Raw genomic sequence first — 12,004 nt, forward strand, 5'->3', positions numbered from 1 at the left:
GCGGTTATGTCAATAAAACCCCGTGATCCCTTGCAAAATCGGTCAATTTCTGGCGCAGGCTTGCATCCGGGCGCAGCAATTGCGTGGTAAGGTAATCGCTGAGCGGCTTCACATCCATGCTGCGGACCATCGCCTTGATCGGCACGAACGCGCTCGGCGATATCGAAAGCATGCGCACCCCAAGCCCGACAAGCGTCATGGCTTCAAGCGGGCGGCTCGCCATTTCACCGCACACGCTCAGCGATTTGCCGGCGGTGTTGCACATGGCCGCCATTTCGCGGATCAAAAGCAGGAACGCGGGCGACAGCGGGTCATAGCGGCGGCTGACAAGCGGGTTGGTGCGGTCGGCGGCGAAGAAATACTGCAACAGATCATTCGAGCCGATTGAAAGAAAATCGACATGCGGCAAAAGGCCGGGCACCTGCCAGATCAGCGAGGGAACCTCCATCATCAGGCCGATACGCAATTTTTCGGGCACGACCTTGCCGCACGCCGTGCGCCGGTCGATCTCGAGCTGCAAGATTTTCTTGGATTCGATCAGCTCGGCGATGGTGGCGATCATCGGGAACATCAGGTTGAAGGGGCGCCCGTCGGCCGCTTCAAGGATCGCGCGCAATTGCTGGCGCAGCATTGAGGGTCGGTCGAGCCCGATGCGGATCGCGCGCCAGCCGAGCGCGGGGTTTTCCTCGCCCTGATCCGTCTGATAAGGCAGCATCTTGTCGCCGCCGACATCAAGCGTGCGGATCGTCAGCGCCTTGCCTTCGGTGCGCGCGAAGGCATAGCGGTATATTTGCGCCTGTTGTTCGACATTGGGAAAACTGCCGCGCACCATGAAAGGAATTTCGGTGCGGTAAAGCCCGACGCCATCCGCCCCGGTGGGTTGCAGATGATCGAAATCGACCGCCAGCCCGCAATTCAGCATCAGCGAAATATCCACTGCGTCGCGCGTCGTGCCGGGCAAATCGCGCAGCTCGTTCAGCATGAAGGCGCGCTCCTGCTTCAACGCCATGCTGTGCACAAACTGTTCCTGCACGTCTTCGTTCGGGCGCACATAAACGATGCCGCGCGTGCCGTCGATGATAAGCGGGTCGAGCGGCTCGAGCCGCGAAAGAATCCCGCCGCATTGCCCGATCACGGGTATATCCAGCGCCTTGGCGACAATCGCCACATGGCTGGCCGATGTGCCGCTTTCAAGGATCAGGCCCCTGATTTTCCGCGTGTCGTAATCCAGCAGTTCGGCCGGGCCCAGCGTGCGCGCAATCAGGATCGCGTCTTCCGGCAGCGTAGAAGCCGCCGTGGTGTGACGGCCGGTCAGATGCTGCAGCATGCGCGTCGCAAGGTCGTCGAGATCGGCGGCCTTTTCCTTGATCATCGGGTCGTTGATTTGCGAAAACCGGGCGCTGTAATCGTTCTGCACCTTCTGCACCGCTGCTTCGGCGGTCAGGCCTTGCTTGATCGCGTCTTCGTGCTTGGTGAGCCAGCCATGGTCGCTGGCGAACACTTTGTAGGTCTCTAGAATTTCCCGGCTCTCGCCCTGGATGCCGCCGCTGGAAGTGCCCAGAATTTTATCAAGTTCATTCAGCAGCGCCGCAATCGCTTCGTGCAAGCGTGTGAGTTCGGCATCCGCGTTGTCCGAAACCATTTCGCGGATCGTGATCTGGGGTTTGTGCAAAACGGCGCGGCCCGCCGCCATGCCGGGGCTTAGGCTAAGGCCTTCAAGCCGCTGCGGCAGCAAAAGCGGGTCGCCGGCGGGTGAAATTTCGCCGGCGCTGACAAGCTCACCCGCCGCGATCAGCTCGGCCACCACCATGCCGATGGTTTCCAGCAATTCGATCTCGTCCTCGCGGTACTGCCGTCTTTCCTTGTGCTGGATCGTCAGAACGCCGCGCACGCGCCCGCCGCGCAAGATCGGCACGCCCATCATGGATTGGAACGGTTCTTCGCCCGTTTCCGGGCGGTAGGCGAAGTGCGGATGCGCTTGCGCGTTCGCGAGCGCAAGCGGCTGCATTTTGGCCGCGATATCGCCGACGATACCTTCGCCGCTGCGCAGCCGGGTTTTGTGCACCGCTTCCTGCCGCAGACCGTGCGTGGCGAACAATTCAAGCACTTCGCCCGCGCGCATGACGTAACAGGAACAAACATCGGCATGCAGCTCGGCCGCGATCAGATGCACAATTTTATTGAGCCGCACCTCGGCGCTGCCGCTGCCCGCCATCACGTCCCGCAGCCGGCGCATCAGGCGCCTTGCGGTCAGGACCGCCCCCTGGAAGGCTGCGGTCAGCAGGTTCATGCCCGTGCCCCGCCGTTGCGTTGTTGCAGCGCGGCCCCGGCCTGCGCCACCAGCTCGGCCAATATCGCGGCGGTTGGCTGGATATCCTTGACCATGCCGACGCTCTGCCCGGCCATCAGCGAACCGTTCTCCACGTCGCCGTCAATCACGGCCCGGCGCAGCGCGCCCGCCCAGAAATGCTCGATCTCAAGCTGCGCTTCTTCCTTGGTCAGCTTGCCCGCATCGAACAGCGCGATCACCTCGCGCTGCTTTTCCATGAATTTCTTTACGCCTTCGTTGGCGATGGCGCGCACGGGAATGACGGGGAAGCGCGCATCAAGCTGGACCGAAGGCGTGGCGTCGCGCGCCGCGGCGCGGATGAAGGCCTTCTTGAATTTTTCGTGCGCAATACATTCGGCGGCGCAGACAAAGCGTGTGCCGAGCTGCGCGCCAGCCGCGCCCATTTCAAGGTAGGAAACGATCGCCTCGCCCCGGCCGATACCGCCCGCCACGAACACCGGCACGTCGCGGATGTTGGGCAAGATTTCCTGCGCCAGGACCGAAGTGCTGACCGGGCCGATATGCCCGCCCGCTTCCATGCCTTCGATCACCAGCGCGTCGGCGCCCATTTTCACCAGCTTTTTGCCAAGGGAAAGCGCAGGCGTGAAACACATCAGCTTCGCGCCGCTGTCCTTGACCTTCTTGATCGCGGGCACGGGCGGAATGCCGCCTGCCAGCACGACATGCGTCACCTTTTCCTGTGCGCACACATCAATAAGGTCTTCAAGTTGCGGGTGCAGCGTGATCAGGTTGACGCCGAAAGGTTTTTTCGTAAGTTCGCGCGTGCCGCGTATCTCGGCGCGCAATATTTCGGCCGGCATCGCGCCGGAAGCGATCACACCGAAGCCGCCGCCGTTCGATATGGCGGCCACAAGGTTGCGTTCGGAAATCCATGTCATCGCCCCGCCCATGATGGCGAGCTCGGTTCCAAGAAAATCGCGGCCGCGCTGCCATAAGCGTTGCAATGTATTTTCCTGTGACGCCGCGTTTAGCATGGCAACAATCTCATTCCGCATCCAGTCCGTATGTGGTGTGCAGCGTGCGCACCGCCAGCTCGGCATATTCCTCCGCCACCAGCACGCTGACCTTGATCTCGGACGTGCTGATAACGTCGATATTGATGCCCTTGGAAGCCAGCGCCTTGAACATGGCGGCGGCCACGCCCGCATGGCTGCGCATGCCGACGCCAACCACGGAAACCTTGATCACCTTCTTGTCGGTCAAGATTTCCTCGAAGCCCAGATCCTTCTTGTGCTTGGTCAGCGTTTCCAGCGTGCGCTCAACGTCGCCGCGCCCGACCGAAAAAGTGATATCGGCGAACTTGCCGTCATGCGACGCGCTTTGCACGATCATATCGACATTGACGTTCGCATCGGCCAGCGGCCCGAACACGGCGGCGGCGATGCCCGGCCGGTCGGCAAGATGGGAAACGGTAATCTTGGCTTCATCGCGGCTGTAGGTCACGCCGGTTACGACATTCTGTTCCATGCTCTCATCCTCATGTTTGACCAGTGTACCGGGGTGCTCGCTCCCGAGGGCGTTGTCGAAGGTGGACAGAACCTGCAGCGGCACATTGTGCTTCATCGCCAGCTCAACCGAGCGGGTCTGCAGCACCTTCGCGCCGAGTGATGCCATCTCCAGCATTTCTTCGTAAGCAACGAACTGCAGCTTGCGCGCGCGCGGCACGATCCGCGGGTCGGTGGTATAGACACCGTCCACGTCGGTATAGATATCGCAGCGGTCCGCCTTCAGCGCAGCCGCGAGCGCGACCGCCGACGTGTCGGAGCCGCCGCGGCCGAGCGTGGTGATGCGGCCTTCGTCCGAAATGCCCTGAAAGCCGGCCAGCACGGCAACCTCGCCGCCCATGATCTGGGTACGCATGGCCTCGATATCTATGTCGGTGACGCGTGCCTTGCCGTGCGCGCGGTCTGTGTGCATCGGCACCTGCCAGCCTTGCCACGAACGGGCGCGCAATCCGCGTTGCTGCAACGCCAGCGCCATCAGGCCACTTGTGATCTGTTCGCCGGTCGATACCACGGCATCGTATTCGCGCATGTCATAGAGCGGGCTGATCGCGCGGCAATAGGCGACCAGCTGGTCGGTTTGTCCGGCCATCGCCGATACGTTCACGGCCACATGGTGCCCCGCCTTGACCTCGGCCGCGACCTTACCGGCAGCATGCTTGATGCGTTCGATATCGCCGACCGATGTACCGCCGAACTTAAGAACCAGAAGCGCCATGGGAATCCGTGCCTGAATGACCGTGCTTGCTATATAAAGGCGCCCTATCCATACTTGGCGGGCCCCGGCGCCGCAAGCATGTTCGGGGGCACCCGGGCCGGGCAGGAAACTAGCATGAAATCAGCAGCAAAAACCACCGTTGCGAAGGAAGAAATTGCCCGTTTTGAAGCCCATGCGGGCGATTGGTGGGATGAGGCCGGCCCGTTCCGGCCGCTGCACCGGCTGAACCCCGTTCGCATGCGCTATATCCGTGATGCTGCGGTTGCACATTTCGGCCTCGAAGGTGCCGATGCAAGGGTGCCGCTGGCGGGGCTTTCCGCGCTCGATGTCGGTTGCGGCGGCGGGCTTTTGTGCGAACCGCTGGCCCGGCTCGGTGCCGCTGTGACGGGGATTGACGCCGCACCGGGTGCCATTGCCGCCGCAAGCGCGCATGCGCTGGGCGGCGATCTCGATATCAATTACCGTGCCGCCGAAACCACGGATCTCGTCCGCAAGCGGCAAAGCTATGATCTGGTTTGCGCGCTCGAAGTGGCCGAACATGTGGCCGACCCGGCTGAATTTGTCGCAGATCTTGCGCAACTGGTGCGGCCCGGCGGCTTGCTGGTTATGTCCACCATCAATCGCACGGCGAAAGGGTTCCTGCTCGGTATCGTGGCGGCGGAATATCTTGTGCGCTGGGTGCCGCGCGGCACGCATCAGTGGCAGAAATTCATTCGCCCGTCCGAACTGGCGGCGATGGCCGAAGCGCAGGGGCTGCGTGTAGGCGATGTCTGCGGGCTCGTGTTCGATCCGCTGGCGCAGGAATTCCGCCTTTCGCCGCAAGACGTCGATGTTAACTACCTTTTATGCGCGGCAAAGCCCGTGCGCGGCGCCTAAGTCACCTTTTCGCTGCCAAGCCCGAAAATTTCACCAAATTTGCGTTCTGCCGTGATTCCCGCGTGAACCGGTAAGGTATGGTTTGTTTGCAGCCATTCCCGCACGAGCCGCCGCATGCGCTGCATGGCAAAGGGTTGCTTTTCATGCAGCGGTATTTGGCCGTGCGACCGGGCGCTGCGACACACGCGCTGGAAATAGAGATCGTTGGCCGGGTCGAAGGCATGTTGGCGCATCACGCAGAAACGTTCGTGCATATGAATGAAAAGCTCGGCCGGTATGGTGCTGCGGCCCGGTATTTGCGCGACATATTTAAAACCCGGCAGCGAAGGCCAATGAGCTTCCGGCGGCGCGCGTTCGTATTCGATATCGAGCGCGCGCAGTCCCAATACACCGGACCATGCGATCCGCTCGAAACAATCAATGCCGCTGGCATGGTGATCAAGCAGATATTCGCGCGGTGTCACCGCCATAGGGTGCAGATGGTTTGTAAAAATGGCAAGTCGTGGCCGCGCATTCGGCTTTATATGCCCAATTCCGGCAAGGTAATTGCGTATGTCGCGCTGCGCTTCGGCATGCAGGCGATCGAACAGGCGGGGCATGCGCGAACGCGGGCGTATCTGCGCCATGGTTCCATATATCGCGGCGTCGTATTCGGTGCTGATTGCGGGCGGAATCGGCACGATCAGATAGCTCAGCATGCCAAGTTGGGTTTTTTCCGCCGGATCTTCGGCCACGAACCAGCGATAGGTAAAGGTGCCGTATCGTTCGCGCACCGCAGATTCGTTCGCGCGGCTTAGCCAGCGGTAAAAGGTTTCTTTTTCCAGCGCGCGCGCGGAATCAAACAGCTCGGTATATAATTCATATGCGCGATCGAATTCCGGCCCGGGCCCGGTCACGGACATGAAGCGCAACTTGCTGTAATAGTTTTCATAGTCGCCGTACCGCGCCAACACGCGTGTGCGCTCCGCCGATGCCATCTCGGCGATTTGCTGTTTGCGCGCATCAATCACGGTAAGCAGACCCCGGATTGTATGCGCTTCAAGGGCGGGCGTATGGGAAAACATGGTGCCGTTTTCAGCGCAGGATAGTTAAGATTAAGGATTAAAAGGCTTTTTGCCAAAGAATTTAAGGTTAAGAAAGTAACTTTATACTTTTATCCACACCATGATTCTCTGTATGTTACGCGCTTCGCCGAACCGGGCCTTATTATAAGGAATTCGCCATGCGCAGCGCAGCCTATCGCCACCCCACATCTTTCGCCAAGCCGTTCCTTGGCGAAACCGCATCGAAGCTGGAAGAAGCGATCGATGCAGGCACGGGCGCGCTCATGGCCGTGCAGCATGCCGATGGTCATTTTGCCTTCGAACTTGAAGCCGATGCCACCATCCCGGCCGAATATATCCTGCTTGAACACTTCCTGAACCGCATCAACAGCCCGCTTGAAGAAAAGATGGCGGTCTATCTGCGCGGCATACAGGGCAAGCATGGCGGCTGGCCGCTGTTCCATGGCGGCGATTTCAACATCAGCGCCAGCGTGAAGGCCTATTACGCGCTGAAATGCGTGGGCGACGATATCGATGCACCGCATATGCGCGCGGCGCGTGAAGCGATCCTGCAACATGGCGGCGCCGAAACCAGCAATGTGTTCACCCGCATTCAGCTCGCGCTGTTCGGCGCGGTGCCGTGGAAGGCCGTGCCGGTGATGCCGGTTGAAATTATGTTCCTGCCGCGCTGGTTCCCGTTCCACCTCAGCAAGGTTTCCTACTGGTCGCGCACCGTGATCGTGCCGTTGCTGGTGCTGATGGCGCGCAAGCCGCAAGCGATCAACCCCCGTGGCGTGCGCGTGGACGAACTGTTCATCACCCCGCCGGACCAGGTGCGCAACTGGCACAGCAACAACAACAAATCGGCGCTGGTGCCCGTGTTCCGTGCGATTGATGCGGTGCTGCGCTTCGCCGAACCGCTGATGCCGCGCCGTCTGCGCCAGAAGGCGATCGATAGCTGCGTCGCTTGGGTGCGCGAACGGTTGAACGGCGATGACGGCCTCGGCGCGATTTACCCCGCCATGGCCAATGCGGTGATGATGTTCCGCCTGCTTGGTTATGCCGATGACCATGAAGATGCGGCCATCGCCTGGAAAGCCGTGCAAAAGCTGATTGTGGAAGAAGAGGGCAGCGCCTATTGCCAGCCTTGCCTTTCGCCGGTGTGGGATACGGCGCTGGCTGTCCATGCGCTGCTTGAAACCGGCGGCGATGCCACGGGCGCCGCCGCGCGCGCGTGCGAATGGATGAAAGGCAAGCAGGTGACGGAATTGAAGGGCGATTGGGCCGTCATGCGCCCCGATGCCACGCCGGGCGGCTGGGCCTTCCAGTATGAAAACCCGCATTATCCCGATCTCGATGATACCGCGGTGGTCGCCATGGCGCTTGATCGCTTCGATTGGCGCACCTACCGCCCGCAGCTGACCCTGGCCGAAGAATGGGTCATGGGCATGCAATCGAAGAACGGTGGCTGGGGCGCATTCGATGCCGACAACACCTGTTATTATTTGAACCATATTCCGTTCGCCGATCACGGCGCGCTGCTCGATCCGCCCACCGCCGACGTGACCGCGCGTTGCGTGAGCATGATGGCGCAGCTCGGTTACCCCAAGGAACATCCGCAGATGGTTCGCGCGCTTGATTATCTGCGCCGCGAACAGGAACCGGAAGGCTGCTGGTTCGGCCGCTGGGGCACCAACTATATCTATGGCACATGGTCGGTGCTGTGCGCGCTGAACGCCGCCGGCGTCGCGCCAAGCGACCCGATGGTGCGCAAGGCCGTGCGCTGGCTTATCGCCAAGCAGCGGCCCGATGGCGGCTGGGGCGAAGACGGCGCCAGCTATATGCCCGGCCAGCCCAAGGGCGAAGGCAAGGCCAGCACGCCTTCGCAAACCGCATGGGCGCTGCTCGGTCTCATGGCGGCGGGCGAACGTGAAACCCCTGCGCTCGCGCGCGGCGTCGATCACCTGCTCGCTACCCAGAACGCCAAGGGCCAGTGGGATGAAAAATATTACAACGCGGTCGGGTTTCCGCGCGTCTTTTACCTAAGCTACCACGGCTACAAGGCTTTCTTCCCGCTGTGGGCGCTGGCGCGTTACCGCAACCTGCAGCAAACCAATATGCCTAAAATCATGCACGGCATGTGATCGCCATGGCCGGGCTTGCCGACAAAGGCGCGCAAAAACCGGCCACGGTTACGGTCGGCATTGTCACCGGCCTCGCGAAGGAATCCGTGATCGCGCGCAAGCTGGCGGGCGGCAAGGTCGCCTGCGCCGCTGCCGTGCCGCAAAACGCGCGCTGGCTTTCGCGCAAGCTGATCGCGGACGAAGGCGCGACCCGCCTTCTAAGCTTCGGCATCTGCGGCGCGCTTGAACCCGGCTTGCCGCCGGGCTCGCTGATCATCGGCAGCCAGGTGGTGGCGCGCACCGGCAAATGGGACGCCGATGCCACATGGCTGCGCGAACTGATGGAAAAGCTGCCCGCCGCGCATATCGGCCCCGTCTGGGGCGCGGAGCGCATTGCGGGCACGCTGGCGGCCAAGCGCCACCTTTATCAAAGCACCCAATGCCTCGCGGTCGATACCGAAAGCCATTGCGTGGCGCAGGCGGCGCAGGAAGCGCGCGTACCGTTCGCGGTCGTGCGTGCGGTGTGCGATACGGCGGAACAGCCGCTGCCTTCGGCCGCGCTGGTGCCGCTGCGCGCCGATGGCGCGCCGGATCTGCCGGGAATTTTCCGTGATTTGCTGCGCCGCCCGGGGCAGCTGCGTGCGCTGATCGCGCTCGCGCGCGCCAGCAACCGGGCGTTCAAGGCGCTCGGGACTTTAACGTCGATTTAGCTGCCGGGGCCGCCGCTAAGGCTGGTGCCGGGTTCGCGATGCGGGCCCATATAGGGCGCGTCGGATCTCATAAAGCTCAGGCCACGTTCACCGCCAATCCCCAGCGTGCTGACCACCTTGCCGGAGACGGGGTCGAACATCGGCGCGCCGGGAATGCGGAGCAAATCGGCCTGCGGCGTTTCGGCGGTGACGCTTATGGTGGTAGCGGTCGCTTCTTGTCTCGGCGGCAGCGGCGCGGCGCGCACGGTATCGGGTGGCAGGGTCAGTTCGCTCCCCGCCCTGCGGACCGGGGCAGTGGTATCATGGCGCGCAGGCCTCATATCGCCCAAGAAGGCGAAGGTAAAAGCAAAGGCGGCCAGCCATGCGCCCGACGAACGCCAGAAAGGCTTGTTGCTGGCTCCGGTGACAATCACAGGCTCCATAACGGGTTGGTTTGCGGGTCTCATGGGCAACAAAAATCCTTGTTTTTAATTACGCTGCAAGTCTGGAATGCGCGCAATATAGCCAATCGTGCCGGTTTTTCGACCATAAAAAGGTCTTTACCATTATTTTTAAGTTTATATAAAACAAACACTTGCCGGAACGGCTGCATGGGGTGGCTCGTGCGGCCCCGAAAGGACCGCTCCCGTATGACCGCGCTGCTTCTCATCTACGCCAAGGGATTCGTCTTCCTCGCTTCGCTGATCGTCGCGATTGGCGCGCAGAACGCCTTTCTTTTGCGGCAAGGCATAAGGGGCGAACATGTCTTCCTTGCCGCCTTCGTCAGCCTGCTCGGCGATATCGTGCTCGTTACCATCGGTTGTCTTGGTTTGGGCGAACTGATCTCGCACAACAATTTCCTCATCAGCCTGTTCACATGGGGCGGGGCGGCGTTTCTGGCGTGGTATGCGGTTCGCTCGTTTCGCAGCGCGCTGCGCCCGCAGGCGCTTGAGGCGGGCGCGGTGAAGGCCTTCAGCCGCCGCGCTGTTATCTTCACCGCGCTGGCCGTCAGCTGGCTCAACCCGCACTCCCTGCTCGATACCGTTGTGCTGGTGGGTGGCGTTTCGGGGCACTATGCGGGGCTGGAACGTTTCGCTTATGCGGCGGGCGCGCTTACAGCTTCGGCTACATGGTTTTTTGGCCTTGCCTATGGCGCCCGCGCTGGCGAAGCCGAAAACATGGCGCGCGATTGACAGCATCATCGGCGCGATGATGCTCGCGCTTTCCGTTTCACTGATATTGGATGGGCTGGCGCTGGCGGCTTAGTCGACTTCGTGTGCTGTCAAGAACAAGGATTTCTCAAGCGCGGCAAAAAACTGCTGATACGGTTCCGGGTCTTCTACGGCGACCACGTTATATTGTGCGTTGGCTCTGACAAGGCATTGTTTCTTGTCTTTGTCTCTGACCGTAACCGTCATACGCATCTGGTAGCCATCCAGTTTTGTTCCGCTGACAGAACCGAGAACGGCATCAGCCTTGTCGATCACAAAGCCAAGATCCTGGAGCGTCGCAATAATGGTGCGTAGCATCTTTTACTGGTCGGTTGTATCAAACGACCTGCTTTGGATGCTGCGAAGCTGGACCTGCGATTCCGATGTGGCAAGTACTTGGTTACGACTATCTGTCTGACATGCGCTAAGCGATAGCAAGGCAACAAGGCAGCAGGTCGTGGTGAGCAGCTTGGGCATAGCGACCTCGTTATATTTCATGGGCGGTGAGAAACACCGATTCAGAGAGTTGGTCAAAAAACTTCTGGTACATTTCAGGATCATTCAAGAATTCGGTTTTGCTTACTTGGTTCTGGGTATTCCAAACAATGCGTTGGAAGGTAACGCGTACGGCAGTTTGTTTTGTGCCGGAGGGTTTGGACACAAGGCTAACGCGGATTTTCTGGTTCTTATCAATTGGCACGGCTACGCCAAACAGCACCGCCATCACCACTGCGCCTACAACCTGACCGGTTTCAGTTGCATCACGGTCTTTTGACCCGACAATCAGCCCTAGCTTGGTTTCGCTTTCTTCAAGCGTAAAGCCAAGGTCTTGCAGAACCTGAGCGCTTGCGGTTAACAGCTTGGTTTCATGCTTGGTGTCGAACAGGCGAGTTTGTAGTTGCCTGTCTTCAAGGCTTTCTTCCTTCAGCAGTAAGGCGTCTTTCGGAATAACGGGCTGGCAGGCAGACAGGGATATTGCCGCGATAACGGCTGCTACCATTTTCGCGCTAAAACGTTTCTTTCTCATGTTGTTCTAAAAGCTGGAGGAGCGGTAGGCGAAGTCACGTACTTTGCTTTGATTATCAAATTTGATGATGATTGTAAGTGTGCGCTGACTTGTGGATGTTGCGCCAGCGGTAGAGCCATAGTTGCCACCAAGCCCCCCGCCCAGCAGCGCGCCGCCCGCAAGTCCGCCACCGAGGAATAGGGTGTTCACGCCACCCGACGATGCCGAGTAGGCCTTTTCGGTAGAGATTTTGTCATACACCCAGGTTTCGCGCCGTTGATCGTCCGTCGTCACCATGTTCGGGGAGCCAAGCACGGTCACGACATCGGAAGAACTCATGCCGACACTGATTTCTCTTTGAACGGTTCCAACCGTCAGCCTGTCTGTATCGTTGTTGGCAACGGCGGCGCGATGTTCTTGTGCCGTGGTGCAAGCCGAAAGCGCAATGGACAACATAATTGCAAGAAACCGATGCTTCATAGGATT

At 60.3% G+C, this 12,004-nt stretch carries 10 protein-coding genes and 2 pseudogenes; 4 read left to right on the top strand and 8 right to left on the bottom strand.

Going from position 1 to position 12,004, the window contains the following annotated elements:
- Positions 1 to 4 precede the first annotated feature (4 nt).
- The 3 genes from ptsP to GC131_07925 form a co-directional block, all read right to left on the bottom strand.
- On the bottom strand, positions 5 to 2,215 hold the full coding sequence (gene ptsP / locus GC131_07915) for a phosphoenolpyruvate--protein phosphotransferase (protein ID MBI1273995.1): 2,211 nt from the start codon (positions 2,213 to 2,215) through the stop codon (positions 5 to 7).
- 71 nt (positions 2,216 to 2,286) lie between these two features.
- Positions 2,287 to 3,390, bottom strand: a complete 1,104-nt coding sequence (locus GC131_07920) for a 2-nitropropane dioxygenase (GenBank protein MBI1273996.1) — start codon at positions 3,388 to 3,390, stop codon at positions 2,287 to 2,289.
- Positions 3,335 to 4,570, bottom strand: coding sequence for an aspartate kinase (locus tag GC131_07925; GenBank protein MBI1273997.1), 1,236 nt, complete (start codon positions 4,568 to 4,570; stop codon positions 3,335 to 3,337). Before GC131_07925 ends, GC131_07920 begins: the two co-directional genes overlap by 56 nt.
- A gap of 114 nt (positions 4,571 to 4,684) precedes the next feature.
- Here GC131_07925 and ubiG point away from each other — a divergent pair, with 114 nt between their 5' ends.
- Entirely contained in the window at positions 4,685 to 5,446 is a 762-nt protein-coding gene (gene ubiG, locus GC131_07930; protein MBI1273998.1) for a bifunctional 2-polyprenyl-6-hydroxyphenol methylase/3-demethylubiquinol 3-O-methyltransferase UbiG, read from the top strand.
- On the opposite strand, the gene GC131_07935 is transcribed toward ubiG, so the two are convergent.
- On the bottom strand, positions 5,443 to 6,510 hold the full coding sequence (locus GC131_07935) for a hypothetical protein (GenBank protein MBI1273999.1): 1,068 nt from the start codon (positions 6,508 to 6,510) through the stop codon (positions 5,443 to 5,445). The two genes, ubiG and GC131_07935, sit on opposite strands and share 4 nt — an antisense overlap.
- 158 nt (positions 6,511 to 6,668) lie before the next feature.
- Here GC131_07935 and shc point away from each other — a divergent pair, with 158 nt between their 5' ends.
- A complete protein-coding gene (gene shc / locus GC131_07940) occupies positions 6,669 to 8,633 on the top strand; it encodes a squalene--hopene cyclase (protein MBI1274000.1) in 1,965 nt (654 codons plus the stop codon).
- The gene (locus tag GC131_07945) at positions 8,630 to 9,322 is read left to right on the top strand and encodes a phosphorylase (protein ID MBI1274001.1); all 693 of its coding nucleotides are present in this window, start codon (positions 8,630 to 8,632) and stop codon (positions 9,320 to 9,322) included. The genes shc and GC131_07945 overlap by 4 nt, the downstream gene beginning before the upstream one ends.
- Here GC131_07945 and GC131_07950 read toward each other — a convergent pair.
- Positions 9,319 to 9,768, bottom strand: a complete 450-nt coding sequence (locus tag GC131_07950; GenBank protein ID MBI1274002.1) for a hypothetical protein — start codon at positions 9,766 to 9,768, stop codon at positions 9,319 to 9,321. The genes GC131_07945 and GC131_07950 overlap by 4 nt on opposite strands.
- A 183-nt stretch (positions 9,769 to 9,951) precedes the next feature.
- Here GC131_07950 and GC131_07955 point away from each other — a divergent pair.
- Positions 9,952 to 10,567: pseudogene (locus tag GC131_07955) on the top strand (amino acid transporter).
- Here the strand turns inward: GC131_07955 and GC131_07960 are convergent.
- The 3 genes and pseudogenes from GC131_07960 to GC131_07970 form a co-directional block, all read right to left on the bottom strand.
- Positions 10,564 to 10,989: pseudogene (locus GC131_07960) on the bottom strand (hypothetical protein). The pseudogenes GC131_07955 and GC131_07960 sit on opposite strands and share 4 nt — an antisense overlap.
- A gap of 10 nt (positions 10,990 to 10,999) precedes the next feature.
- The gene (locus GC131_07965; GenBank protein ID MBI1274003.1) at positions 11,000 to 11,512 is read right to left on the bottom strand and encodes a hypothetical protein; all 513 of its coding nucleotides are present in this window, start codon (positions 11,510 to 11,512) and stop codon (positions 11,000 to 11,002) included.
- 33 nt (positions 11,513 to 11,545) lie between these two features.
- The gene (locus GC131_07970; protein ID MBI1274004.1) at positions 11,546 to 11,998 is read right to left on the bottom strand and encodes a hypothetical protein; all 453 of its coding nucleotides are present in this window, start codon (positions 11,996 to 11,998) and stop codon (positions 11,546 to 11,548) included.
- Positions 11,999 to 12,004: the final 6 nt, after the last annotated feature.

It is taken from the genome of Alphaproteobacteria bacterium (assembly GCA_016124955.1).
Classification (GTDB): Bacteria; Pseudomonadota; Alphaproteobacteria; order UBA9219; family RFNS01; genus RI-461.

What these genes read in the sequence shown, in the direction of transcription:
- ptsP (MBI1273995.1), bottom strand. Translation starts at nt 2,215, where the DNA reads ATGGCGGGCAGCGGCAGCGCCGAGGTGCGGCTCAATAAAATTGTGCAT.
- GC131_07920 (MBI1273996.1), bottom strand. Translation starts at nt 3,390, where the DNA reads ATGCCGAGCTGGCGGTGCGCACGCTGCACACCACATACGGACTGGATG.
- GC131_07925 (MBI1273997.1), bottom strand. Translation starts at nt 4,570, where the DNA reads ATGGCGCTTCTGGTTCTTAAGTTCGGCGGTACATCGGTCGGCGATATC.
- ubiG (MBI1273998.1), top strand. Translation starts at nt 4,685, where the DNA reads ATGAAATCAGCAGCAAAAACCACCGTTGCGAAGGAAGAAATTGCCCGT.
- GC131_07935 (MBI1273999.1), bottom strand. Translation starts at nt 6,510, where the DNA reads ATGTTTTCCCATACGCCCGCCCTTGAAGCGCATACAATCCGGGGTCTG.
- shc (MBI1274000.1), top strand. Translation starts at nt 6,669, where the DNA reads ATGCGCAGCGCAGCCTATCGCCACCCCACATCTTTCGCCAAGCCGTTC.
- GC131_07950 (MBI1274002.1), bottom strand. Translation starts at nt 9,768, where the DNA reads ATGAGACCCGCAAACCAACCCGTTATGGAGCCTGTGATTGTCACCGGA.
- GC131_07965 (MBI1274003.1), bottom strand. Translation starts at nt 11,512, where the DNA reads ATGGTAGCAGCCGTTATCGCGGCAATATCCCTGTCTGCCTGCCAGCCC.
- GC131_07970 (MBI1274004.1), bottom strand. Translation starts at nt 11,998, where the DNA reads ATGAAGCATCGGTTTCTTGCAATTATGTTGTCCATTGCGCTTTCGGCT.